This window comes from Paenibacillus sp. S-38 (assembly GCF_049942825.1).
In the GTDB taxonomy this organism is placed as follows: domain Bacteria; phylum Bacillota; class Bacilli; order Paenibacillales; family NBRC-103111; genus Paenibacillus_G.
In genome coordinates this window covers 7,007,272-7,031,579 of record NZ_CP187970.1, presented here as the reverse complement: position 1 = coordinate 7,031,579, position 24,308 = coordinate 7,007,272, and the positions used below count along the sequence as shown (strand labels likewise).

The following is a 24,308-nucleotide window of genomic DNA, read 5'->3' as shown; positions in this document are numbered from 1 at the left end:
ATTTACCAAGCTGATGACCAAACCGACAATTTCATATATGGTAACGAACAGGTGACGATATCCCTGCCGGAAGGCGGAGGATTCGGATGAAAAGGGAAGCCGGTGAAACTCCGGCACGGTCCCGCCACTGTAAGCGAGGAGCTTCACCGAGACGACAAGCCACTGTTGAGCATTCGATGGGAAGGCAGCGGAACGAAGCGACGAGACGCAAGTCAGGAGACCTGCCTGTTCGGCTGCGGCTGTATGCCCCGGGGATCCCGGGGGTGCAGTCCGCATCCATTCACCATGCGACCTACGCGGATAGGGAGGTGAACGAGAACGGCAGCAGGCAGTACCCCGCTGGCCGGCAGGATTGATCGAGCCCTAGAGGCTGGGCTGTCCGCCGCCGGGACCCGGGTACGTAAGACCATGAACCGCATTCGTCCAAGCATCTTCCATAAGGAGGATGCTTTTTTTGATTGTTCCGGATAGATCCGTGAGGCTTGCAGGGAAGCGGGAAGGTTTGGCAGAGCGGAGAGGGGGAGCAGGATGAAAGGCAAATTATTGATTATCGGCTTCGGGCCGGGGAGCTTCGAGCACATTACGCAGCGGGCGCGGGAAGCGATTCAGGAAAGCGATGTCGTCATTGGATACAACACTTACGTGGATCTGATCCGGGGGCTGCTGAGCGACCAGCAGGTGGTGCGTACGGGAATGACGGAGGAGGTCTCCCGGGCACAGGAAGCGGTGCGTCAGGCGGAAGCGGGCCTGAAGGTGGCGGTCATCTCGAGCGGTGACGCCGGCGTGTACGGCATGGCCGGCCTGGTCTACGAGGTGCTGATGGAGCGCGGCTGGCGCAAAGAAACCGGCGTGGAGGTCGAAGTAATCCCCGGCATCTCGGCGATTAACTCGACCGCATCGCTGCTCGGCGCGCCGGTCATGCACGATGCGTGCACGATCTCGCTGAGCGACCATCTGACACCGTGGGAGCTCATCATCCGCAGGGTGGAGGCGGCTGCGGCTGCGGATTTTGTCATCGCACTGTACAATCCGCGCAGCGGAAGGCGCACCCGGCAGATCGTCGAGACGCAGAAGATGCTGCTCAAGTACCGTTCGCCGGACACCCCGGTCGGCATTGTCAAAAGCGCCTACCGCGACCGCCAGGAGATCGAGGTCACCACGCTGGAGGCGATGCTTGAACATGATATCGGCATGCTCACGACCGTGATCATCGGCAACTCGACGACCGTCGTGTATGACGGTCTGATGATTACGCCGCGCGGCTACCAGCGCAAGTATACGCTCGGCGCGGACGTGCAGCCGCTGCGTCCGCACGAGCGGCTGCGCCAGGAAGCGGAGCCGTGGTCGCTGGAGGCGACGGACGGCGGCACGCCGGCACAGCAGGCGGCGGAGCGTGCGTGGCCGGTAGGCGACGAGGACGACGGCTGGGAGGCCGAGGCGGCAGGCGGCGCGGTGGCGCAGCAGGCGGCGGAGCGAGCGTGGCCGGTGGGTGACGCGGACGACGGCTGGGAGGCCGAGGCGGCAGGCGGCGCGTTGGCGCAGCAGGCGGCGGAGCGTGCGTGGCCGGTAGGCGACGAGGACGACGGCTGGGAGGCCGATGAGGCTGACGGCGCGGTGGCGCAGCAGGCGGCGGAGCGAGCGTGGCCGGTGGGCGACGAGGACGACGGCTGGGAGGCCGAGGCGGCAGGCGGCGCGGTGGCGCAGCAGGCGGCGGAGCGAGCGTGGCCAGTGGGCGACGGGGCTGCCGGCGTGCGGTCAGCGGCGCGTCCGGCGGGCGGCAGTCCAGCGCCGACAGGGGGCAGCCCGGCCGCAGCGGCGGTCAGCGCTCCGGCAATTGGCGGCGCGGTAGCCGTAGCCGAGCGAGAAGCGGCATCGGTTGCAGCGGCGGCAGGCGCTGCAGGGCCGCTGGCCCTGGCGCTGGAGGCGCTCGGACGCGTCAGCGGGCAGGGCGCCGCGCCGGCAGCGGCAGGTGCGGCGGTGGCCGCGAGGCTGTTCCGGCAGGAGGCGATCCTTGAGTTCGCCGTCTCGCCGGGCTTGGCCGAGAAGCGGATCACGAGCGCCCAGATGATGCTGCTGGCCGAGGTCGTCGGTGAGAAGGGCTCGATGGAGTATACGCCGCATCACCAGCTGCTTATTCGGCTGAAGACGGCCGATCCGGACAGTGTCACGAAGCGGCTGAGGGCCGCCGGGCTGCTGCTCGCCCCGGTGGGCGACGTCGTACAGCTGAAGGCGTGCGATTTCTGCAGCATGGACAAAGGCGACTCGGTGCCGTATCTGGAGCAGATTCATGGGAAGCTCGGCGGCATGAAGGTGCCGAAGGAGCTCAAGATCGGCTTCAATGGCTGCGGGATGGCCTGCTACGGTGCCGTGAAGGAAGATATCGGCATCGTCTACCGCCGGGAGAAGTTCGACTTGTTCCTCGGCGGCAAAACGGTCGGCCGCAATGCACATCCCGGCGTGCCGGTAGCGGAAGGAATCGAGCCGGACCGGCTGATCGAGACCATCGAACGCATCGTCCACGGATATGCGGACAAAGGGCATCCGAACGAGCGGTTCCATAAGTATTTTGCCCGCGTGAAGGAAGTGGAAGGCTTCAAATACCGCGAACCGGCCGCGTTCGAGATCGAGAATGCCCTTTGCGGCGATTAAGTGAGGGCAGACGGCAGGTTACCTCTGTCATGGACGCCATGATGGCTGTCGTTTCTCGAAGAGAGGCCCCGCTGAGTTCCAGCAGAGCCTCTGCACAACAACTCACTCTTCGAGGGAGTGTCTTATCCGTCGGCAGAGGCGATTGCTCTGAAGGTCAGCGCAAATAACGGAACTGGGATGCCTTATTGAGCGGTTTGAGGTAGCAAAATCGGAAATAGCGGAACTCAGGTTCCTTATTTCGTCTGTACGGGTGGCTCAAACCCTGTCCAAGGCGAAATAGCGAACTACAGTTCCGCTATTGGTGAAAAAGGCCGGCTCGGGAGGCAAATAGCGAACTACAGTTCCGCTATTCAAGAAAGTACCGGCTCCAGAGGCAAAAAGCGAGCTGAAGTTCCGCTATTGGTGAAAAAGGCCTGCTCGGGAGGCAAAAAGCGAGCTGCAGTTTAGCTATTGGCGAAAGAGTCAGGCTCTCCAAAGGCGTATAGCAAGCTGCAGTTTAGCTATTAGCGAAAGGGCCTGGCTTCAGAGTCGAATAGCGAGCTGTTGTTCCGCTTTTTGCGTAAGATCTGGCGCTATGGGTATTGGAGGCATGGAAACACCTATACTCGCATGCTTGACGGTCTGGAATGCCCGTCTTCCAACGATAGATAAGCGGACTACAAGTTCTGATTACCTCAGCTCTAGAGGAGAATACAGCCAACTCTAGTTGGGCTGCTTCCCGCTAGGGTAGGAGCCTAGAGCAGTATGGCGGCATATCAAAATTAATTCAAAGGACAAGTGAAAAAAGACGGCGGGTCCGATCATATAACGAGGCTACAAGGAGGGTGACGTATTGAAGGCGATATTATTTGTTGGACATGGCAGCCGGGATGCGGAAGGAAATCAGGAAGTAAGAGAGATGGTGGACTCCCTGTCGGGCCGGCTGACGGTGCCGATTGTGGAGACGTGCTTCCTGGAGTTTGAAGCACCGTCGATCCGCACCGGCATTGCGACCTGCGTGAAGCGGGGTGCTACGCAGGTAGCGGTCGTGCCGATCACGTTGTTTGCGGCGGGGCATGCGAAGCTGCATATTCCGGCGGCGATCGATGCGGCGCGTCTGCAGTATCCGCAGGTACAATTTGATTACGGCCGGCCAATCGGCGTGCACGAGCTCGCGCTCGACATACTCACGTCCCGCGTTCAGGATGCGGGTTTTGATCCTTCACTGGAGTATGACGATACGGCATTGCTGGTTATCGGACGGGGCAGCAGCGATGCGGATGCGAACAGTGATTTGTTCAAAGTCTCCCGTCTGCTGTGGGAGCGCCTGAAGTTCAAGTATGTAGAAACGGCTTTCATCGGGGTGACGGCTCCCCTGGCGAATGAGGGCATTGAACGGTGCATCCGGCTTGGGGCGAAACGGGTAATCATACTGCCTTACTTCCTGTTCACCGGGGTGCTGATCAAGCGGATGGAGGCGATGATGGCAGAGTTCGCGCTTCAGTATCCGGACCACAGCTTCGTGCTTGCCGACTATTTCGGCTTCCACCCGATGCTGCGCGAGATTCTGCGGGACCGGGCTGAGGAGGCGCTGATGGGTGAGGCAAAGGCCAACTGCGACATGTGCCAATACCGCATCGAAGCGCTGAAGCATGCGGACCACCATCACCACGATCATGAACATGGGCACGACCACCACCATCACGACCACCACCATCACGACCACCACCATCACGACCACCACCATCACGACCACGATCATGACCATCACCATCATGACCATCACCACGACCACGATCATGAACATCACCGTCATGACCACGAACATGTGCATGCGCATGATCACCATCACGGACATGAACATGATCAAGTACATACGCATAAGCACGACCATGATCATCACCATCATGACCATAACTACGAACATGTCCATGCTCACGATCATGGACATGTTCACACGGAAAATCAGCAGGGCCTCATCCATACACACGCCGTAAGCAGACACGGGGATGATCAGGGCCATGCTCACGGCCACGACCATGCTCACGATCAAGATCACGGCCATGTGCTTCATCACAGCCAGGGGCATGAGCAGGCTCATGCTCACGATCATGGGCATGGTCACACGGAAGATCAGCAGGACCGCGTCCATGCGCAAGCCGCCAGCGGTCCCGCGCAAGATCACAGCCACGACCCTGCGCATAACGACGGCACCAAGCCGGCGCCGGAGGCGGGAAAAGGGGTGCCGGTATGATCCTCGTCCTCGCCGGTACGAGCGACGCCAGAGAGCTGGCGCTGCGCATCCAGACGGCGGGCTACCCGCTGCTCTGCACCGTCGTGACCGAAAGCGCGGCCTCCTCGCTGGAGGAGGCCGGCCTGCCGGTACAGACCGGACGCCTGAACGCCGAACAACTCCGCGGGCTGATCGCGGAGCGCGGCTTCCGCGCCGTCGTCGACGCTTCCCATCCGTTCGCGGAGGAAGCTTCGCGCAACGCGATGGCGGCGGCCGAAGCCGCCGGCGTGCCGTACGTGCGCTACGAGCGGGAGCGGGGCCAGTATGCGGCCCACCCGAAGCTCCACTTCGTCGACGACTACGAACAGGCGGCGGAGCTGGCCGCCGAGAAGCGGGGTACGATCCTGCTGACGACGGGCAGCAAGACGCTGCAGATTTTCACCGAGAAGCTGCTGGGGCTGCCGGACACGACGCTGGTCGCCCGCATGCTGCCCCGCAAGGACAACATGGAGAAGTGCGAGGCGCTCGGGCTGCCGCAGAAGCACATCATCGCGATGCAGGGTCCGTTCGGCAAGGAGCTGAACCAGGCGATGTACAAGCATTACGGCGTCACCACGATCATCACCAAGGAGAGCGGGCAGGTCGGCGCGGTGGAGGAGAAGCTGTCCGCCGCCCTTGAGCTTGACATCGATACGATCGTTATCGGGCGCCCGCAGCTGGAATACGGGGTGACCCATTCGGATTTTGAAGGCGTGACGGCCGAGCTGGCCGGACTGCAACTATTACAGGAGGTGCGGGACTAATGGATTTTCGTACGGAGTTCAAGCCGCTGAGCGTTCAGCCGCAGGAGATTGAGGAGATTTCGTTCAAAATGATTACCGAGGAGCTCGGCCCCCATGATTACTCGGACGAGCAGTTCAAGGTCGTGCAGCGCGTTATTCACGCCTCGGCGGACTTCGAGCTCGGCCGCAGCCTGCGCTTCCACCCGGATGCGATCCAGGCCGGCATCCAGGCGATCCGCAGCGGCCGTCCGGTGATCGCGGACGTGCAGATGGTGCAGTCGGGCATTTCGAAGCCCCGCATCGAGAAGTTCGGCGGCGACGTCCGCGTCTACATCTCGGACCCGGACGTCATGCAGGAGGCGAAGCGCCTGAATACGACGCGGGCGATCATCTCGATCCGCAAGGCGGCCCGCGAAGCGGACGGCGCGATCTACGCGATCGGCAACGCACCGACGGCGCTGCTCGAGCTGATCCGCATGGTGAAGGACGGCGAAGCAAGGCCGGGCCTGATCGTCGGCGTGCCGGTCGGATTCGTGTCGGCGGAAGAGTCGAAGGACGAGCTCCTGAAGCTCGACATTCCGTTCATCACCAATATCGGGCGCAAGGGCGGCTCGCCGGTCGCGGTGGCGACGGTCAACGCGATCTCGCTGCTCGCGGAGCAGATGGGGTAAGAGGCCATGGCGGAAGCGCAGAAGGACGGCAAGGAAGACAAGCCGCTGCGCCACGGATACACCACCGGCGCGAATGCAACGGCTGCGGCCCAGGCGGCGCTCGAAGCGCTGATCGTGCAGGAGGGGCAGACGCACTCGACGATCCGGCTGCCCATCGGGCAGGAGGTCACTTTCGAGATCGTCGCGTGCTCCTTCGCGCCGGAGCGGGCCTCGGCCGAAGTCATCAAGGACGGCGGCGACGACCCGGATGCGACGCACGGCGCCCGCATCATCGTGGAGGTAAGCTGGCGCAGCGAGCCGGGCATTGAGCTTGATGGCGGTGTCGGCGTCGGCCGGGTGACGAAGCCGGGTCTGCCCGTCGAGGTGGGCGAGGCGGCGATCAATCCCGTTCCGCGCAAGATGATCCGTGAAGCCGTAACGAACGTGCTTAACCGTTACGAGCTCATGCACCGCGGAGTGCGGGTGGTCGTCTCCGTGCCGGACGGCGAGGAGATCGCCAAGAAGACGCTGAACGGCCGGCTCGGCATCGTGGGGGGCATCTCGATCCTCGGCACCCGGGGCATCGTAGTGCCTTTTTCCACAGCGGCTTACAAGGCGAGTGTGGCCCAGGCGATCCGGGTGGCCGTCAAGGGCGGCTGTACCCACGTCATCCTGTCCACCGGCGGCCGGACCGAGAAGTTCGGCATGGATCTGTATCCGGAGCTGCCGGAAGAGGCGTTCGTGGAGATGGGCGATTTCGTCGGATTTGCGATCCAGCAGTGCGCAAGGCAGGGGATCCGCAAGGTGACCCTCGTCGGCATGATGGGCAAATTCTCGAAGGTGGCCCAAGGCGTCATGATGGTGCACTCCAAGAGCGCGCCGGTCGATTTCGGCTTCCTTGCCAGGATGGCTCAGGAGGCAGGAGCTTCCGAAGAAACGCTGGAGGAGATTCGGGGGGCGAACACGGCGGCGCAGGTCGGCGATCTCATGGACGGGATGGGCTGCAGCGCCTTTTTTGACATCATGAGTACTTACTGCTGCAGGGAAGGCTTGAAGGAAGCGGCGGGCAAGGAACCGCAGCGGGAGATGGACCTCGAGGTCGAGACGGTCATCATCTCCATGAAAGCGAAGCTGCTCGGGAGGCAGAGCCTGAAGTGGGGCGAAGCGTAGACCCGGTGGCCTGAGCGAAAGGCAGAGAGGGTGTGCGAAGGCGCAATGAACGGGGAACAAAGCAGTGAAAAGAAACGAATTACGGTAATCGGCATTGGGGACGACGGGGCGGCAGGCCTGCCGGCGCTCTATGCCGAGCGTATTCGAAGCAGCGAGGTGCTCATCGGCGGTGAGCGGCAGCTGGCGTTCTTCGAAGACCATCCGGCGGAGCGGATCGTGCTCAAAAGCGGGCTCACCGAGCTGGTCGAGAAGCTGCGCGAGGAGGAACGTCCTGCGGTTGTGCTCGCATCGGGCGACCCGCTGTTCTACGGCATCGGCGGGTACCTGGCGGGCAAGCTGCCCGGCCGGGTGGAGGTGCTGCCGCAGGTGTCGTCCGTGCAGCTGGCGTTCGCGCGGATGGGCGAGAGCTGGCATGACGCCTTCATCGCCAGCGTCCACGGCCGCAGCATGAAGGGCCTGGCCCAGCGGATCGACGGCTGCGCCAAGGTGGCGCTGCTCACCGACGAAAAGAACACGCCGGGAGCGATCGCACGCTACCTGCTGAACTTCGGGATGACGGAATACCGCGTATTCGTCGGCGAGAATCTGGGCGGACCGCAGGAGCGTACGGGCTGGCATGAACTGGAGGCGCTTGCGGAGACGCCGGAGGATGCATTTTCGCCGCTGAACGTGGTCGTGCTGCGTAGGCGGGTAGACGCCGAAGCGCCGCCGGCTTGGCCGCTCGGCATAGACGATGGGGAATTCGCCCAGCGCAAGCCGGACAAAGGGCTTATCACGAAGAAGGAGGTCCGCATCCTCTCGATTGCGAACCTTGGCCTGAAGCGTGACAGCGTTGTATGGGACATCGGCACCTGCACGGGCTCAGTGGCGATCGAAGCAGCACGGATTGCCCGTGACGGGGCGGTGTATGCAGTGGAAAAGAACGAGGGCGACCTCGAGAACTTCCACCAGAATGCGCGCAAGTTCCGCACGGATATCACGGCGGTGCATGCAAAGGCGCCCCAGGGGCTGGATGGCTTCCCGGACCCGGACGCGGTGTTCATCGGCGGGAGCGGGGGCGAGCTGCGGGAGCTGCTGGCTCTCATCTGCGCGAGGCTGAGGCCCGGCGGTCGGATCGTGCTCAATGCGGCGACGATCGAGAATTTGGCGGCCGCTTCCAAGGCGTTCGGCGAGGAAGGCTTCGAGACGGACATTACGCTCGCCCAGCTCAGCCGCAGCAAGCCGATCCTCGATATGACGCGCTTCGAAGCGCTGAACCCGATCTGGATCATTACCGCAAAGCGGGGCAGCGCTGCTGCGCAGGAGGGCGATGAAGCCCCGGCCGCCAGTGCAGGCAGGAAAGAGAGGAAGAAGAACGATGAGTAAGCTCGGCACGTTATATGGACTGGGAGTAGGGCCTGGGGACCCGGAGCTCATTACGGTGAAGGCGTTCCGCCTGCTGAAGGAGTCGCCGGTCATCGCATATCCGCGCAAGAAATCGGGGGCGAAGAGCTATGCGCTGCAGATCACGGAGCTGTATGTCGATACGGAGGAGAAAATCATGCTTCCGCTGATTTTCCCGATGACGCGGGACCGTCAGGCGCTGGAGCTGCAGTGGAACAAGACGGTCGACACCGTGTGGGGACACCTCAGCGAAGGGCGGAATGTCGCTTTTGTCACCGAGGGCGATCCGATGCTCTACAGCACGTACATCCACCTCATGCGCCTCATGCAGGACAAGCATCCGGAGGTGCCGTGCGTCTCGGTTCCGGGCATTTCGTCCGTGCTCGGGGCGGCTTCGAGGTTGAACCTGCCGCTGGCGGACGGGGACGAGCAGTTCGCGGTCATCCCGGCTACGGAGAACTACGACGAGATGCGGCGGGTGCTCGAAACCCACGACTGCGTCGTGTTCATCAAGGTGGCGAAGGTCATCGACCTGATGCTGCAGGTGCTCGGTGATCTCCGTCTGACGGACAAGGCGTCGGTGATCACGAAGGTGACGTCGTCCGAGGAACAGGTATGGCGCAATGTGCGGGAACTGGCCGGGCGCGAGCTCGAGTACTTAACTCTGATGGTGGTGAGAAAATGAGCGAACACAACAGCGAGAACCTCAAGATTCAGATTATCGGCGCGGGTCCCGGCGACCCCGATCTCATTACGGTGAAGGGCCTGCGGCTGCTTCAGGAAGCGGACGTCGTGCTCTACACGGACTCCCTGGTCAGCGAGGAGCTCATCGCCCGGGCGAAGCCGGAGGCGGAAGTGCTGCAGAGCGCGGGCATGAGCCTCGAAGAGATGGTGGAAGTCATGGTGGACCGGGTGAAGGCGGGCAAAAAGGTCGTGCGCGTGCATACCGGCGACCCGTCTGTGTTCGGCGCCATTATGGAGCAGGCGGCCCTGCTCAAGCGGGAGGGGGTCGGTATCGAGGTCATCCCGGGCGTCTCCTCTGTCTTCGCTGCGGCAGCGGCCGTCGGGGCTGAGCTGACGATTCCGGACCTGACCCAGACGCTGATCCTTACCCGCGCGGAAGGCCGCACGCCGGTGCCGGAGCGCGAGCAGCTCAAGGAGCTGGCGTCGCATCACAGCACGCTGGCGCTCTTCCTCAGCGCGACGCTGACGAAAAAGGTCGTGCGGGAGCTCACCGAAGCGGGCTGGAGCCCGGAGACGCCGGTGGCGGTCGTGCAGCGCGCGACATGGCCCGACCAGCTCATCGTGCGGACGACGCTCGAAAAGCTGGATGAGGACATGCGAGTGAACGGCATCCGCTCCCATGCAATGATTCTGGCGGGCTGGGCGCTCGATCCGAATATCCATGAGAAGGATGAGTACCGGTCGAAGCTCTACGATAAAACCTTCACGCACGGCTACCGCAAAGGAGTGAAGGCGTAAGATGGGTGACGAAGCGAAGCGTTCGGAACCTCACGAGCCGTCTGTAACCTCCGGGCCGGCCGCCCCGGCCGCCAACGGTGAGGTGGAGATCATCGAGCTGCAGGAGGGCGTCCTTCCTGTGGTGAAGCCGACCCGCAGCTATGCGGTGCTGGCGATCACGAAGCACGGGGTGGAGCTGGCCCGCCGGCTGCAGGACAGCTTCCCGGCGGCGGACGTGTACTACATGTCCAAGTTCGCCCGGGGGGATGAAGCGGAGCGCGGCATCCGGCTGTTCTCCGGCAGCGTGCGGATGCTGTATCCGGCGCTGTTCCCGGCCTATCACGGCATCATCTCGATCATCTCGCTCGGCGCGGTGGTGCGGATGATCGCCCCGCTGCTGCAGGATAAGAAAAAGGACCCCGGCATCGTCGTCATCGACGATCGGGGAGAGAACGTCATCTCCGTGCTGTCGGGCCACCTCGGGGGCGCGAACGAACTGACCCGCGAGGTGGCGGCGGCCCTGGATGCCCGTGCGGTCATCACCACGGCTTCCGACGTACAGAAGACTATCGCAGTCGACCTGTTCGGCCGCCGCTTCGGCTGGGTGTGGGAGTCCGCCGACAAGCTGACGCCGGTGAGCGCCTCCGTCGTGAACGAAGAGCACGTCGCTGTCGTGCAGGAGTCCGGCGAGCGGAACTGGTGGCATCTCGACACGCCGCTGCCGCCGAACATCCACGTCTACGGCACGATCGAAGCGGCCCTGCAGGAGCCGCCCCATGGAGCGCTCGTCGTCACCCACCGCGAGCTGGAGCCGCACGAGGAGGCCATCCTGGCGAACGGGGTGCTCTACCGTCCGAAGGTGATCGTGCTCGGCATCGGCTGCAACCGCGGTACGGCGGCGGAGGAGATCGAAGCGGTCATTGCAGAGACCCTCGCGGAGCTCCGTTTCTCGATCCGCAGCGTGAAGGCGGTGTGCACGATCAACCTCAAGAAGGACGAGGAAGGCCTGCTCGCTGTCTGCGGCAAGTACGGCTGGCCGCTCGAGTGCTATACGCCGGCGGAGCTTAACGAGATGGAGATCGAGGCGCCGTCCGAGACGGTGTTCAAGTTCACGGGCGCGTACGGCGTCAGCGAGCCTGCAGTGAAGCGATATACAGGGGAGAACCACCTCGTTCTCACCAAGAAAAAGAGCGGCAACGTCACGATCTCCGTCGGCCTTCTCTCCTTCCCGGAAGCGGAAGCGGCGGGCACGGCGGAGGCGGCAGCCGGCCGGGAAGTATCCACGGCCGCCGCTTCGGGAGGCCGGCCATGAGCGAACGGAAGGGACATCCGGGCCTCATCATCGCCGGCACGGGCAGCGGAGCAGGCAAGACGACCGTCACGATCGGCCTGATGGCGGCGCTGCAGCGCCGGGGACTGCGCGTGCAGGGCTTCAAGTGCGGCCCGGATTATATCGACCCGACGTACCACCGGGCCGTCACAGGACGCGCCTCGCGCAACCTGGACTCCTGGATGCTCTCCTCCGAGGGCGTCCGGGAGATCTACCGGCGGGCCAGCGCGGATGCGGACATCTCGATCATCGAGGGCGTCATGGGCTTCTATGACGGCAAGGAAGCGACCTCGAACCGGGGCAGCACGGCCGAGATTTCACTCGAGCTCGGCGTGCCGGTGCTGCTTGTCGTGAACTGCCAGAGCATGGCGCGCTCCTGCGCCGCCATTGTGAAGGGCTTCCAGCTGCTCGATCCGCGGGTGCGGATTGCCGCCGTCTTCGCGAACAAGGTCGGCAGCGAGGGGCATTACCGCATCGTGAAGGATGCGGTGGAAGCGGAGTGCGGCATCCCGGTCATCGGCTATATGACCCGGCAGGAAGAGCTCGCGCTGCCGGAACGTCACCTCGGCCTCGTCCCGTCGATCGAGCGCGGCGACCTGAACGCGTTCTTCGGCCTGCTCGCGGACCGCATGGAGGCGAACGTGCAGCTTGACCGGCTGCTGGAACTCGCTTCCGGGAGCGATCCACTGCCGGAGGAGGAGCCGTGCCTCTTCGCGCCTCCAGCGAAGACGTATCCGGTCAAGCTGGCCGTGGCGCATGACGCCGCGTTCCACTTCTACTACCCCGAGAACCTCGAGCTGCTCGAGCTGCACGGGGCGGAGCTGGCGTACTTTTCGCCTCTGGCGGGCGAGCCTCTGCCGGAAGGGGCCCAAGGGCTGTATCTCGGCGGGGGCTTCCCGGAGGAGTTCGCGGAGCGGCTTTCCCGGCAGACGGAGACGGCGGAGTCCATCCGCCGGGCCGTGAAGCAGGGTCTGCCGACGCTGGCGGAGTGCGGCGGCTACATGTATCTCACCGAGAGCATCACCGGTACGGATGGAGCGACGCACCCTATGCTGGGCCTCGTTCCCGGGCGCGTCACCATGCAGCGCAAGCTGGCTGCCCTGGGCCTGCGCGAGGTGAAAGGGGCCGAAGGGAACTTCCTGTTCGAGGGCGGGCTGACCGCCCGGGGGCATGAGTTCCACTACTCGGCCTATGAGCTCCCGGAGGGCGCATCGAAGCTGCCGCCGGCCTACGAGACCTCGGGCCTGCGGGGGACGAAGCCGGAGGGGGGGCTGCTTCACAGCGTCGTGGCCGGCTACACCCACCTCCACTTCGGCTCGCAGCCGAAGCTCGTGGAGCGCTGGCTGCAGCGCTGTGCCGCTTTTGAGCCGGCCGTGCCGGCACAGGAAGAACCGTCTGCGGGATAGCCCGCAGGCGGTTTTTTTCGATATATAAGAATGTAGACCCCGCCAAAATAAGCGCGCATCGTCCATAAAGGACGTCCCCAGGCGTTCATCTCACTTGAATATTCAGTTGAAACGTAAGCCGAAGGCGCCCCTTCTGTCACCACTTCCTGCACGCGAACCGTACTTCAAAGGACATTGAAGCCGTTTATCCCGCGTGAAGCACACCCCCATTCCCCGCTCTCTGTCCGTCGGCAAGTGGGCTGAGCCTCCGGCAGCCTTCGTTCTGCCCGCTTTCCCCCACCGCTTCGGCACCATTTTCGTCCCTATGAGAAAGGTCCGCTGATCCCATAATTCCGAAGCCAACGGTTTGCGGCCGATCTGTAACCGCACCGCCTCTTTTTATTAGGAAACTTTGCACCTGACCTGACCTTATCTGTGATATGATGATTCTCGGAATGCAGACGGAAGTCGAGGGAGGAACAGACAAAATTGGATTTTGTTGGAAATAATGGGCAGCAGCAAAGGGAATCCGACACCGCACACAGTCTGCTGCAGGCTTTTATCCGAAGCATCCCGGACGCCGTATTGATCTGCGATGTTTCGGGAGTTCTTATAGAATGTAACGACGCTTTCACCGAGATGTTCGGCTGGACGAGGGAGGAGATCATGGGGGTCCATGCGACCGACCTGATCTTCCTGCCGGAAGATCAGGACATCCGGGAAGAGCAGAAGAAGGTGTTCCACGGTCTGCAGGAAGGGCATACCTACCGGAATTACCGGACCCGCCGGATGAACAAGCAGGGTGGGGGGGTGGAGCTGACCATCACCTATGCGCCGGTTCGGGATGAGGCCGGCCGGCTGATTGCTCTGTCCGGCATCTACAGGGACGTGACCGACCTTCAACGGCTGGAGGCGGCCGTCACGGCAGCCGAGACGAATTACCGGCTGATCGCCGAAAATATGAAAGACATGATCGCTCTGCTGGATTTGACAGGCGTCGTCCGATACGCCTCGCCTTCTTATTGGAATGTGCTGGGCTTCCGGCGGGAGGAGTTCGAAGGGACGGACTGCTTCCGTCTTGTCCATGAGGAGGACGTGTCCGTTGTTCAGAGCCGGTTTGGCCGGCTGCTGATGACAGGCGAGCAGCAGACCGTCGAATTCCGCTATCTCCGGGCGGACGGCACATACCTCTGGGTCGAGACGCAGGCCAGCCTGCTCGACGAATCGGCAGACGGCCGCTTCGTGCTTGCCGTATCCAGGGATATCGGCGAGCGCAGGGAGCTCGAGGAGCAGCTTGCCAGCATGGCGCTGGAGGATACGCTCACAGGGACAGCGAACCGTCGGCTGTTCAAGGAGCTGCTGGACCAGGCGATCCGCTTCTGCCGGCGGGACCGGGAGCAGCTGGCAATGATCCATGTCAACCTGGATGGTTTCCGTACCGTGAATGAGGCCTACGGGCGCGAGCTGGGCGACCGCGTGCTGAAGGATACGGCGGACCGGCTGCAGGAATGCGTCGGGGAGGAGGGCAAGGTGTGCCGGACGGGCGGAGATGAATTCCTCCTGATGCTCTACCGCGTACAGGATGCGGAGGAGGCGGCCCGGACGGCGGACGAGTGCCTGAACTGCATCCATGAACCGCATGCGGCGGGAGACGGCGAGTTCCGGCTGACCGGAAGCATGGGCATCTCGCTGTATCCGGGCGATTCGGATGACGCCATCGAGCTCATGAACCAAGCCCACCTGGCGATGTTCAAAGCCAAGGAAACCGGCGCGCAGCGCTGCGCGTTCTACTCCGACACGGCGGGGCCGGAAGCATCCGCCGAATAGTTCTTGACGCTTCAGGCGTGCAACCAAACAAGCCGGCCCTTCTTCTCCACAGGGAAGAGAAGGGCCGGCTTTGCTGTGTCCTGAAAGGGAACCCTCACAAGCGAACGCTGGACCTGCAGCCTGGAAGGCCGGTTATACCGTCACTCTCGCTTCGGGAACCATGCCGGTGGCAATGGCCAGACGGTTCCAGCCGTTGATCGCATTCACCGCCATAATCACGGTGACGAAATCGGCTTCGTCCACATGCTTGCGGACGCGCTCATAGAGCTCCTGCGGGACGCCTGCGTCACCGATGCGCACGAGCGCTTCGGTCAGCTCCAGCACGGCGCGCTCTTTCTCCGTGAAGAACGGCACCTCCCGCCAGACGGCGATGAGATGCACCCGCTGCTCGCTCTCACCCATGGCTCGAAGCTCCCGGGTGTGCATATCGAGGCAGAAGGCACATCCGTTCAGCTGCGAGGCGCGGATCTTGATCAGCTCATAGAGCGTGCGGTCGAGGCCGCTGCGGGAGATGAAGCCTTCGAGCTTCAGCATGGTTTGCATGGCTTCCGGGTTGACCTTCGTGTGATCCATACGGGGCTGCATCATGATAAGAATTCCTCCATTTGCGGTCCGGCAGAGCCGTCTTCCACCCTGCCGGCCTTTTTTGTATTTACACTAAGAAGACAACGGAGGATCGCCGTTTGTGACACGTTATCTGCAGTCCCCGAAAAAAAGTTCGAAACGGTTAAGCCGGTCGCGCCCGTGGGTAATAAACGGCTAAGGAATGATGGCAGCAGACTGCCCTTCGCCCGGGCCCCTGTCGAAGCCTGCTGCGCCCCCCAGCTTGTCGGGATTGCTGATCATATAAATCCGCCGGATGCCGCTGCCTTCGGCGTCAGGCACCACGGTGAACGCGAAGCGGGGCCGGCCTTCCTGCAGCAGCAGGATCCCCGGCTGGCCGGAGAGGCGGACCGGCAGCAGCTCGCCGGCGAGAGAGCCCTTCCGGGCGATGCCCTCGAAGAAGGCGTGAATCCGCTCACGGCCGAGGATCGGGAAGAGCGCCGAACGGACCCGGCCGCCGCCGTCGCTCACGAACACCGCATCCTCGCTGAGCAGCTCGAGCAGCGTCTCGAAGCGGCCGCTGGACGCGGCGCCGAGGAACGCCTCCACGAGCGCTTCCGCCTGCGGGGACGGCTCGGCCGGACCGGACCGCTCGGCGGCGCGGTCCAGCTTGCGCCGCGCCCGGGAGCAGAGCTGCCGGCAGCTGCTCTCCGTCCGCCCGAGCAGCTCGGCGAGCTCGCCGTAGCCGAGGTCCAGCGTCTCGCGCAGCACGAAGACCACGCGCTCGGGCGGGCTGAGCTCCTCGAGCAGCACGAGGAACGCGTAGGTGAACGCCTCGCGGTCGAGGACCTGCCGGAGCGGGTCGCCGCTGCCCCCAGCCGGCTCGAACAGAGGCTCGGGCAGCCACGGGCCCGGATACGTCTCCCGGCGGCGCCGGGCGGACTTCAGCACGTTCAGGCAGCGGTTCGACAGCAGCCGGAGCAGGTACGCCTGCTCGCTGCGGATTTCGTCCCATGGCACGGCGGCGGTGCCGAGCGAGGCGAACAGGTCGTGCACCGCGTCCTCGGCTTCGGCGGCGGACCCGAGCATCCGGTAGGCCGTCGTGAACAGCAGCGGCCGATACTGGCGGTACAGCCGGTCAAGATCCATAAAGTCATCCCTCCGTATGAAATGTAAGCTTTTGTAAATCATAGCATGGGAGGCTGGATCCGGGGAGCACTTTTTGTTTTGTCATCGGGCGGATGCAGCGGTATACTTAAGTGATCCGGAAGCTCCAGGAAAAAAGCCCCAGAGGGGTGGAAAGACGGGGCTGCCGGATCGTACGGCTTTCACGCCGCGGGTCCGCTAACGGGCATTGACAATACTAATGAGAACGATTATCATTGAGAAAATGTCAGGTTATCGGAAAGCGGGGCACGGCCAAAGTGAAGAAGATCAGGTACTGCTGCAGAAACTTCAAGCAGGGAACGAAGGGTGTCTATCGCGCATTAAAAGAAGAACACAGCGGACTCAAACAGAAGAAGCGGGACTGTCTCGGACACTGCAGGCTGTGCTCCAAAGCGTGTTTTGCCGTCGTGGGCAAGTCGAAGAAGCTCATCTCCGCCTCTACGGCCGAGGGGCTGCAGAAGAAGCTGGAGAAAGCCATCGGCTGATCCGATCATCATGAATGCGAAAGGTGTGACAAGGGATGAATGAAGCATTGAGCCAGGCGCTGAACGATCAGATGAACTATGAGTTCTATTCCGCACAGGTCTATCTGGCCATGGCGGCCTACTGTTCCGGGGAAAGCCTGGACGGATTCGCGAATTTCTTCATCGTGCAGGCGGAGGAAGAGCGGTTCCACGCCATGAAAATCTACAAGTTCCTGAACGACCGGGGCAAACGCGTCACCGTAGCGGGAATGGAGAACCCGAACAACGAATACGCCTCCGTACTCGACGCCTTCCAGCATGGTTACAACCACGAGCAGATCGTAACGAAGAAATTCTATCATCTCTCCGACCTGGCGATGGACGACCGGGAGCATGCGACGATCAACTTCCTGAAGTGGTTCATCGACGAGCAGGTGGAAGAGGAAGCACTGTTCGATTCGATCATCAACAAGCTGAAGCGCATCGACAAGGACAGCAACGCCTTCTTCATGATGGACGCCGAGTTCGCCCAGCGTTCGTTCACGCCTCCATCCGTGTAAGTAAGCAAGTGTTGAACAGCGGCTATCGTCAGCGGACGAAGGCCGCTGTTTTTTGTTCTCCACTAGGGTGGTTTTCGCAGGCAGCCGTCCCTGTTTGGACAAGCGCATGAATATTTTTGCAGTACGGGTTCATGGCCCTGTAACTTTCCCTGCGCCGTTTCGTCTAAGAGGACAAATCAACGGACATCGAAGAAAAACGGGGGAATCCACATGAGCAAAACCATCATTGCAGCCGCCTTGTGCCTGATGCTGGCCGCAGGAGCGGCAGGAACACATCTGCCGGGCGGCATACCGGCTGTGCCGGGGGCGCCGGCGCCGCTGAAGCCTAAGCCCGGCGGGGAGCATGAGCGTCCGGAACCCGTCGAACAGGGCTTCTCGATCCGGCTGGATGCGGATCCCCGCCTGCAGGCGCCGGTCCGCACGCTGGTGGCGCCGCGGACGCAGACGTTCGCGCTAACCTTCGCGGAAGCGATGGACCGCACTTCTGTGGAGGCGGAGCTCCGGAAGAACGCCGAGCCGGACGGGGCGCAGCCCGGTATGGCGCCCAGCAAAGAGCCGGTCCGGCTGAAGCTCGCATACCGCTGGCATAGCGACCGGAAGCTGCAGCTCGAGGTGGAAGTGCTCTCCGGGCAGCCGGGCCCGTATCCGGTCTACGGATACCATGTGGACGCGAACGGGGCCAGGACGGCGGCCGGCAGCGAGCTCAGCGGACAGCCGGTGTTCGAGACCGTGCTCCAGCAGCCGGCTTCGGTCTGGAAGGTGCCTGTCAGCGGCGGGGCCGTCGTGCGGACGGGCGAGCTCACTGAACCGTATGCGTTCCAGGGGCTTCAAGCGGGTTCCCGGTACGTGCTTGCGACGAAGGCGACAGGCTACTGCAACTGTGATGCGCCTTTTCCCAAGCTTTACTCCCTCTATGACCTCGATAAGGGCATGATGACAGACGTTTCCTTCAAGCTCATGGCGAGCTACCAAGGGCCGGGCGATCTGTATGCGGATCCCCGCGGGTTCTTCTATGGCGCGGAGGCGGCGGGCGCAGCGGCTAAGGAGCTGCCGGAAGGCGCGGTGGCGAAGCGGATCACCATCGGCGGGTATGTGCACGGCAGCGGCTGGAGCAAGGACGGGACGAAGGTCCTCCTGGCGGTCAGCGCGGCGAAGGAGCAGGACGAGAACCTGGATCTGGTGATCTACGATACAGTGAATCTGACCGCTCAGCGGCTCCCCGGTGTACTGAAGGGCAGAGTCGAACACAGCCAGGTCAGCGACGACTTGATTCCGGTCACGTTCCGTGACAATGGCAGGGAGGTGCGGATGGCCCTGCGGGAAGCCGAAACCTTCGCGGAAATTCCGTACCGGTACAGCTGGAGCACCGGGAAGGTAACGCGGTGGAATCCGCCGATGAAGGAGGCCTACAGCTCCGAGTACACCGAGACGGATGACGGCCTTTACCGCCTGTATCAGAACGGGGATGTGTATACCCGGGAGGGCGCCCTGAAGTTCCAGCCGCCGCCCCACAGCTCTCTAAGCTCCTGGCTGGCGGGGTCACACCGGGCCATCGTTCAGGAGTTCGTAGAGACAGGGTCCGGGGACCCCGTCACCTTCCATTATGAGCTGAAAACGTACAACGCGGACACGAACCGGGTGGCCGGCGCTATGGCGAAGCTGTCCGGCCAGTCGTACATCCTGGGAACGGATGCCGGGGGAGAGAGCGTCTATGTCGTTTCGGCTGCAGCGCCCGAGCCGCTGAAATAAGTCCCGGCCGGCACAGCACGATCCTACAACGAATGGAACCGCACGGGGCTCCTCATTGTCTATTCGGACGGATGGGGGTCCTTGTTTGTTTTTTTTCGAGCCTCTTACCTCCGGGGACACAGGACAGGGAGATCGTGTTCCGCCTGACCACGACGGCTGGGAGGGAGCTTTTTCCCCAGGCACGCCTGTTAGAGTCTTCCATGCTCTCCCCGTGTATTCTTCCGCGGAGCCGCCCATACTAAGGGAGATCTGCCATGATCATCCTTACGAAGGAAAGAGGGGGTCCCCATGACGGCTTCGCCCGCACGGCCTTTGGCCATGCTGACCGTATACATCGCATTTTGGACTTGGATGGCGTTCTACCCGAAGGACCGCACGATCTGGATGCTGGAGAATGTTCTCATCGTGATCGTGGTTCCCCTGCTTGTGTTCACGTACCGCAGGTTCCGGTTCTCGGACACTTCGTACTTCCTGATGTTCGTGTTTCTCTGCGTTCATACTTACGCCGCCCATTATACCTACCAGGCGACGCCCTTCGACGTTTGGCTCAAGACGCTGTATCCGACGCAGAGAAGCTATTTTGACCGGATCGTCCATTTTCTCTTCGGCCTCCTGCTCTATGTCCCGGCCAGAGAGCTCTATGTCCGCCGCACGGGGCAGACGGGCCCCTGGTCGTATGCCGTGCCGGCTGCGTTCCTCATGGCAATGAGCGCGCTGTTCGAGGAGATCGAGATGGCCGCAGCCGTGATCGGCAAGGGGGCCGGACAGGAGTACATGGGCATGCAGGGCGACGTCTTCGACAGCGAAAAGGACATGGCGCTCGCCGGTCTCGGGGCGCTGCTGACCCTGGGAATCATCGCCTGGCGCAGCCGCAAACGGGCAAAGGCCTATGCGTCATGATACCGGCCGGCAGAAGAGGCCCTGTAAGGAGCCTCTTGCAACCTGCCCGGGGATTGCATATAATGGTCAGTAATTCCATACCGTCCAAATGCAGCGACGGAGACAAGTACGCAGTGCTTCCTCACAGGGAGGCCGTGCCGGAGATTGAGAGCACGGTCCGTGGAATCAGGCTGCCGAAGTTCGCTCCCGAGCAGTCCTTTGAAACCGTTCGTTCCCTTATCGGGTGGACGGCAAGTAGGAGGAACCGGTGCAAACCGTTATGTTCAATGAAGTGAGAAGTGTTTTTTCTGTGTCCGTTTTCCCCGCGGGGAAGGGCCGGAGAAGCTTCTAACAAGGGTGGTACCACGACTGTTTCGTCCCTTACCTGGGGGAGGAGCAGTCTTTTTTGCGTTGAACGGACAGGGGCAGTAGTGCAGGTACAACCAATCTGAAGGAGGCAGGATGCGATGAAAGAACGGTTATTGGCGCTGAAGGAAGAAGCGCTGCGGGAGCTGGCGGGCGTGGAGAGTCCCCAGCAGCTCGGCGAGCTGCGCATCAAGTATATGGGCAAAAAGGGGCCGCTGACGGAAATCCTCCGCGGCATGGGCGCACTGAGCGCGGAAGAGCGTCCGGTGATCGGCCAGGTGGCTAACGAAGTGCGCGCGGCGATCGAGGAAGTGATCGAAGCGAAGCAGGCGGAGTACAATGCGGCTGAAACGCAGGCGCGCCTTGCGGCCGAGACGATCGACGTGACGCTGCCGGGCCGTCCGGCGGCACAGGGAGCGGTGCATCCGATTTCCAAGGTGATCCAGGAGATCGAAGATATTTTTATCGGGATGGGCTATACGGTGGCCGAAGGCCCCGAGGTGGAGCAGGATTACTACAACTTCGAAGCCTTGAACCTGCCGAAGAACCACCCGGCGCGCGACATGCAGGATTCGTTCTACGTGACCGACGAGATCCTGATGCGGACCCATACGTCTCCGGTGCAGGTACGCACGATGGAGAAGAAGAAGGGCGACGTGCCGGTGAAGATCATCTGCCCGGGGCGTGTGTACCGCCGCGACGACGACGATGCGACCCACTCCCACATGTTCACGCAGATCGAGGGCCTCGTCATCGACCGCAATATCCGCATGAGCGACCTGAAGGGCACCCTGCTGCAGTTCGTGCAGGAGCTGTTCGGCAAAGAGACCCAGATCCGCATGCGCCCGAGCTTCTTCCCGTTCACGGAGCCCAGCGCTGAAGTCGACGTGACGTGTGCGATGTGCGGCGGTGAAGGGTGCCGGGTGTGCAAGCAGACAGGCTGGCTGGAGATTCTTGGATCCGGCATGGTGCATCCGCGCGTGCTGGAGATGGCCGGCTACGATCCGGAGGAGTACAGCGGATTCGCGTTCGGTCTTGGTGTAGAGCGCGTCGCGATGCTGAAGTACGACATTGAAGATATCCGTCATTTCTATACGAACGACCTGCGGTTCCTGAAGCAGTTCGTGCATCTATAAAGAGAGGAGCGTGAGACGGCGATGAAAGTATCTTACCAGTGGCTGTCCCAATATGTGGACGTTAGCGGATTTACGGCCGGAGAGCTCGCGGAGAAGCTGACCCGCAGCGGCATCGAGGTCGATATCGTGGAGAATCGCAATAAAGGGGTTACCGAGGTGTACGTGGGCTATGTGAAGTCCCGCGAGAAGCACCCGGATGCCGACAAGCTCAGCGTCTGTATCGTGGATGTGGGCAAAGGGGAAGACCTGCAGATCGTGTGCGGGGCGAAGAACGTGGCGGCCGGACAAAAGGTGCCTGTAGCCGTCGTCGGCGCGAAGCTGCCGGGCGACCTGGCGATCAAACGCGCGAAGCTGCGCGGCGTCGAGTCCCAGGGCATGATCTGCTCTGCCAAGGAGCTCGGCTTGAACGACAAGCTGCTGCCGAAGGAAATCCAGGAGGGCATCCTGGTGCTTCCGGAGGACACGGAGATCGGCGCAAGCATTCTGGATGTGCTGGCCATTAACGACGAGGTCATGGACCTCGACCTGACGCCGAACCGCTCCGACGCGCTCAGTATGCTCGGTGCCGCTTATGAGATCGGCGCCATCCTGGGCCGGGAAGTGAAGCTGCCGCAGGCGGAGCAGGCCGGGACAGGCGCCGTGCAGGCGTCAGAACGCATCTCCGTTGAGATCACCGCGAAGGAGCAGTGCACGCACTATGCGGCGGCGCTGATCGAAGGCGTGAAGGTCGGCGTCTCTCCGCTCTGGATCCAGAACCGGCTCATGGCGGCGGGCATCCGTCCGATCAACAACATCGTTGACGTAACGAACTACGTCATGCTGGAGTACGGACAGCCGCTGCACGCGTTCGACGCCGACAAGCTTGAGAACGGGCACATCGACGTCCGTCTGGCGAAGGCCGGTGAGAAGCTGGTGACCCTCGACGAGGTGGAGCGTACGCTCGAGCCGCATATGCTGCTGATCACCGACGGCGTGAAGCCGGTGGCGATCGCAGGCGTCATGGGCGGAGCGAACTCCGAGGTGACGGACGGCACGGTGCGCATCCTGCTCGAGTCGGCGAAGTTCGACGGGGGCACGGTCCGCAAGACGAGCCGCCAGCTCGGCCTGCGTTCCGAAGCGTCGCTGCGCTTCGAGAAGGAAGTCAACCCGGAAGCGGTCCTGCCGGCTCTGCACCGCGCTGCGTCGCTGATCGCGGAGCTCTCCGGCGGAACGGTGGCTTCCGGTGTGGTGGAAGCTCGTACCGCGGAGCACAAGCCGGTCGCAATCGAGCTGACGGTGAGCCGTATCAACGGCTACCTTGGCACTTCGCTGACGGTGGAAGAAGTCAAAGAGATCTTCGGCCGCCTGAACTTCACCGCAGAGCCGCTCGAAGCGGACGGACTGCTCGTGCATGTGCCTAGCCGCCGGGGCGACATTACCCGTGCCGTCGACCTCATCGAAGAAGTGGCGCGCCTGCACGGCTACGACAACATCCCGACGACGCTGATGCACGGCGTGACGACGCCGGGCGCGCTGACGAAGGAGCAGAGCATCCGCCGGTTGACCCGCACGCTGCTCACCGGCAGCGGTCTGCACGAAGCGATCACGTACTCGTTCACGCATCCGGACCAGATCGCCGCTTACCCTGGCGCTTATGGCGATGCGCAGCCGGTGAAGCTGGCGATGCCGATGAGCGAGGAGCGCAGCGTGCTGCGCACGAGCCTGATTCCTCATCTGCTGGACGTGGCGGTCTATAACCGCAACCGGAACCAGGACGACGTGGCCGTCTTCGAGATCGGCCGGGTCTTCGTAACCGGCGAGGCTGCACTCAGCACTCTGCCGCAGGAGAAGCTGCTGCTGGCGGCCCTGCTGACCGGCAAGCGCAGCGAGCTGCACTGGACGGGCAAGCCGGGCAGCGTCGATTTCTATGACCTGAAGGGCGTGCTCGAAGGGCTGCTTTCTTACCTGGGCATTGACGCGAAGTATGTGCCGGCGCAGCCGAAGGGCTTCCACCCGGGCCGCACCGCCGAGATTGCGGTGGAGCGGGACGGCGTTCGCAAGGTGGTCGGCGTGATCGGCCAGCTGCATCCGGAGCTTCAGCAGCAGAAGGACCTCTCCGACACCTATGTGCTCGAAGTGGAGCTGGAGACCTTGGCGGAGCTCGTAGACGACTCCTTCACCTACAAGCCGCTGCCGCGTTTCCCTGCGATCTCCCGGGACACGGCTGTAGTTGTGGACCGTACGGTGGCTGTCGGCGACCTCGTCGCCAAAGCGCAGGAGACGGCCGGCGGACTGCTGGAATCGATCCAGGTGTTCGATATCTACACGGGCGAACGCCTGGGCGAGAACAAGAAGAGCGTAGCGATTTCTCTCGTCTACCGGACGCTGGAGCGCACGCTGACCGACGAAGAAGTTAGCGAGCTGCACGGGCATGTCGTGGCCTCGCTGGAAGAGGCCTTCGGGGCCGAACTTCGCAAGTAGGACGCGGCATCCCGGCTTCGGGGCCGATTAGAAAGTTCGACAAAAGGTTAAGGGGTACAGCAGGAAAAGCGATTCTCCGTATCGAATGCTTTAGGATACGGAGAATTTTTTTTGTTTTGCGCGAAAGGGGGAGCA

The 24,308-nt window shown here is 62.6% G+C and carries 19 protein-coding genes, 1 pseudogene and 1 riboswitch; of the genes and pseudogenes, 18 read left to right on the top strand and 2 right to left on the bottom strand.

Annotated features, from left to right (window positions below):
• Positions 1 to 32: 32 nt before the first annotated feature.
• Positions 33 to 243: riboswitch (cobalamin riboswitch) on the top strand.
• Positions 244 to 339: 96 nt separating this feature from the next.
• The 12 genes and pseudogenes from ACP26L_RS30675 (at position 340) to ACP26L_RS30620 (ending at position 14,849) form a co-directional block, all read left to right on the top strand.
• Positions 340 to 471: a hypothetical protein gene (locus ACP26L_RS30675; RefSeq protein WP_426455162.1), complete on the top strand. Its 132-nt coding sequence runs from the start codon at positions 340 to 342 to the stop codon at positions 469 to 471.
• Between the two features lie 57 nt (positions 472 to 528).
• A complete protein-coding gene (gene cobJ, locus ACP26L_RS30670; protein WP_426449264.1) occupies positions 529 to 2,649 on the top strand; it encodes a precorrin-3B C(17)-methyltransferase in 2,121 nt (706 codons plus the stop codon).
• An 832-nt stretch (positions 2,650 to 3,481) separates the two neighbouring features.
• Positions 3,482 to 4,504: pseudogene (locus ACP26L_RS30665) on the top strand (sirohydrochlorin chelatase); the annotation flags it as partial.
• A 374-nt stretch (positions 4,505 to 4,878) separates the two neighbouring features.
• Entirely contained in the window at positions 4,879 to 5,664 is a 786-nt protein-coding gene (gene cobK, locus ACP26L_RS30660) for a precorrin-6A reductase (RefSeq protein ID WP_426449262.1), read from the top strand.
• Positions 5,664 to 6,314, top strand: coding sequence for a precorrin-8X methylmutase (locus ACP26L_RS30655; RefSeq protein WP_013920495.1), 651 nt, complete (start codon positions 5,664 to 5,666; stop codon positions 6,312 to 6,314). The genes cobK and ACP26L_RS30655 overlap by 1 nt, the downstream gene beginning before the upstream one ends.
• A gap of 6 nt (positions 6,315 to 6,320) precedes the next feature.
• The gene (locus tag ACP26L_RS30650; RefSeq protein WP_426449260.1) at positions 6,321 to 7,463 is read left to right on the top strand and encodes a cobalt-precorrin-5B (C(1))-methyltransferase; all 1,143 of its coding nucleotides are present in this window, start codon (positions 6,321 to 6,323) and stop codon (positions 7,461 to 7,463) included.
• Between the two features lie 45 nt (positions 7,464 to 7,508).
• A complete protein-coding gene (gene cbiE, locus ACP26L_RS30645; RefSeq protein WP_426449258.1) occupies positions 7,509 to 8,828 on the top strand; it encodes a precorrin-6y C5,15-methyltransferase (decarboxylating) subunit CbiE in 1,320 nt (439 codons plus the stop codon).
• Positions 8,821 to 9,531, top strand: a complete 711-nt coding sequence (gene cobI / locus ACP26L_RS30640) for a precorrin-2 C(20)-methyltransferase (RefSeq protein ID WP_426449256.1) — start codon at positions 8,821 to 8,823, stop codon at positions 9,529 to 9,531. Before cbiE ends, cobI begins: the two co-directional genes overlap by 8 nt.
• On the top strand, positions 9,528 to 10,328 hold the full coding sequence (gene cobM / locus ACP26L_RS30635) for a precorrin-4 C(11)-methyltransferase (RefSeq protein WP_426449254.1): 801 nt from the start codon (positions 9,528 to 9,530) through the stop codon (positions 10,326 to 10,328). The genes cobI and cobM overlap by 4 nt, the downstream gene beginning before the upstream one ends.
• A 1-nt stretch (position 10,329) precedes the next feature.
• Positions 10,330 to 11,619 (top strand): cobalt-precorrin 5A hydrolase, encoded by a 1,290-nt coding sequence (locus tag ACP26L_RS30630; RefSeq protein ID WP_426449252.1) that lies wholly within the window; start codon positions 10,330 to 10,332, stop codon positions 11,617 to 11,619.
• On the top strand, positions 11,616 to 13,043 hold the full coding sequence (locus ACP26L_RS30625) for a cobyrinate a,c-diamide synthase (protein WP_426449250.1): 1,428 nt from the start codon (positions 11,616 to 11,618) through the stop codon (positions 13,041 to 13,043). The genes ACP26L_RS30630 and ACP26L_RS30625 overlap by 4 nt, the downstream gene beginning before the upstream one ends.
• 468 nt (positions 13,044 to 13,511) lie before the next feature.
• The gene (locus ACP26L_RS30620) at positions 13,512 to 14,849 is read left to right on the top strand and encodes a PAS domain S-box protein (RefSeq protein ID WP_426449248.1); all 1,338 of its coding nucleotides are present in this window, start codon (positions 13,512 to 13,514) and stop codon (positions 14,847 to 14,849) included.
• A 132-nt stretch (positions 14,850 to 14,981) separates the two neighbouring features.
• Here ACP26L_RS30620 and ACP26L_RS30615 read toward each other — a convergent pair whose 3' ends face one another.
• Together ACP26L_RS30615 and ACP26L_RS30610 are read right to left on the bottom strand one after the other, a co-directional pair.
• Positions 14,982 to 15,437, bottom strand: a complete 456-nt coding sequence (locus tag ACP26L_RS30615; RefSeq protein ID WP_426449246.1) for a carboxymuconolactone decarboxylase family protein — start codon at positions 15,435 to 15,437, stop codon at positions 14,982 to 14,984.
• A gap of 171 nt (positions 15,438 to 15,608) precedes the next feature.
• Positions 15,609 to 16,541 (bottom strand): sigma-70 family RNA polymerase sigma factor, encoded by a 933-nt coding sequence (locus tag ACP26L_RS30610; RefSeq protein WP_426449244.1) that lies wholly within the window; start codon positions 16,539 to 16,541, stop codon positions 15,609 to 15,611.
• Between the two features lie 275 nt (positions 16,542 to 16,816).
• Here ACP26L_RS30610 and ACP26L_RS30605 point away from each other — a divergent pair, with 275 nt between their 5' ends.
• The 6 genes from ACP26L_RS30605 (at position 16,817) to pheT (ending at position 24,173) form a co-directional block, all read left to right on the top strand.
• Positions 16,817 to 17,044 carry a DUF1450 domain-containing protein gene (locus ACP26L_RS30605; protein WP_426449242.1) on the top strand — a complete coding sequence of 76 codons (228 nt, stop codon included), beginning with the start codon at positions 16,817 to 16,819 and terminating at the stop codon, positions 17,042 to 17,044.
• Between the two features lie 35 nt (positions 17,045 to 17,079).
• Positions 17,080 to 17,583 carry a ferritin gene (locus ACP26L_RS30600; protein ID WP_426449240.1) on the top strand — a complete coding sequence of 168 codons (504 nt, stop codon included), beginning with the start codon at positions 17,080 to 17,082 and terminating at the stop codon, positions 17,581 to 17,583.
• 210 nt (positions 17,584 to 17,793) lie between these two features.
• Positions 17,794 to 19,332, top strand: a complete 1,539-nt coding sequence (locus tag ACP26L_RS30595; RefSeq protein WP_426449238.1) for a hypothetical protein — start codon at positions 17,794 to 17,796, stop codon at positions 19,330 to 19,332.
• Between the two features lie 288 nt (positions 19,333 to 19,620).
• Positions 19,621 to 20,232 (top strand): DUF2238 domain-containing protein, encoded by a 612-nt coding sequence (locus tag ACP26L_RS30590; RefSeq protein ID WP_426449236.1) that lies wholly within the window; start codon positions 19,621 to 19,623, stop codon positions 20,230 to 20,232.
• A gap of 446 nt (positions 20,233 to 20,678) precedes the next feature.
• Positions 20,679 to 21,713: a phenylalanine--tRNA ligase subunit alpha gene (gene pheS, locus ACP26L_RS30585; protein WP_426449234.1), complete on the top strand. Its 1,035-nt coding sequence runs from the start codon at positions 20,679 to 20,681 to the stop codon at positions 21,711 to 21,713.
• Between the two features lie 21 nt (positions 21,714 to 21,734).
• The gene (pheT, locus tag ACP26L_RS30580; RefSeq protein WP_426449232.1) at positions 21,735 to 24,173 is read left to right on the top strand and encodes a phenylalanine--tRNA ligase subunit beta; all 2,439 of its coding nucleotides are present in this window, start codon (positions 21,735 to 21,737) and stop codon (positions 24,171 to 24,173) included.
• Positions 24,174 to 24,308 lie beyond the last annotated feature (135 nt).

Coding starts and splice junctions, on each gene's coding strand:
- ACP26L_RS30630 (WP_426449252.1), top strand. CDS start 10,330: ATGGGTGACGAAGCGAAGCGTTCGGAACCTCACGAGCCGTCTGTAACC.
- ACP26L_RS30590 (WP_426449236.1), top strand. CDS start 19,621: ATGACGGCTTCGCCCGCACGGCCTTTGGCCATGCTGACCGTATACATC.
- ACP26L_RS30650 (WP_426449260.1), top strand. CDS start 6,321: ATGGCGGAAGCGCAGAAGGACGGCAAGGAAGACAAGCCGCTGCGCCAC.
- cbiE (WP_426449258.1), top strand. CDS start 7,509: ATGAACGGGGAACAAAGCAGTGAAAAGAAACGAATTACGGTAATCGGC.
- cobJ (WP_426449264.1), top strand. CDS start 529: ATGAAAGGCAAATTATTGATTATCGGCTTCGGGCCGGGGAGCTTCGAG.
- ACP26L_RS30655 (WP_013920495.1), top strand. CDS start 5,664: ATGGATTTTCGTACGGAGTTCAAGCCGCTGAGCGTTCAGCCGCAGGAG.
- ACP26L_RS30615 (WP_426449246.1), bottom strand. CDS start 15,437: ATGATGCAGCCCCGTATGGATCACACGAAGGTCAACCCGGAAGCCATG.
- pheT (WP_426449232.1), top strand. CDS start 21,735: ATGAAAGTATCTTACCAGTGGCTGTCCCAATATGTGGACGTTAGCGGA.
- ACP26L_RS30595 (WP_426449238.1), top strand. CDS start 17,794: ATGAGCAAAACCATCATTGCAGCCGCCTTGTGCCTGATGCTGGCCGCA.
- cobI (WP_426449256.1), top strand. CDS start 8,821: ATGAGTAAGCTCGGCACGTTATATGGACTGGGAGTAGGGCCTGGGGAC.
- ACP26L_RS30625 (WP_426449250.1), top strand. CDS start 11,616: ATGAGCGAACGGAAGGGACATCCGGGCCTCATCATCGCCGGCACGGGC.
- cobK (WP_426449262.1), top strand. CDS start 4,879: ATGATCCTCGTCCTCGCCGGTACGAGCGACGCCAGAGAGCTGGCGCTG.
- ACP26L_RS30610 (WP_426449244.1), bottom strand. CDS start 16,541: ATGGATCTTGACCGGCTGTACCGCCAGTATCGGCCGCTGCTGTTCACG.
- cobM (WP_426449254.1), top strand. CDS start 9,528: ATGAGCGAACACAACAGCGAGAACCTCAAGATTCAGATTATCGGCGCG.
- ACP26L_RS30600 (WP_426449240.1), top strand. CDS start 17,080: ATGAATGAAGCATTGAGCCAGGCGCTGAACGATCAGATGAACTATGAG.
- pheS (WP_426449234.1), top strand. CDS start 20,679: ATGAAAGAACGGTTATTGGCGCTGAAGGAAGAAGCGCTGCGGGAGCTG.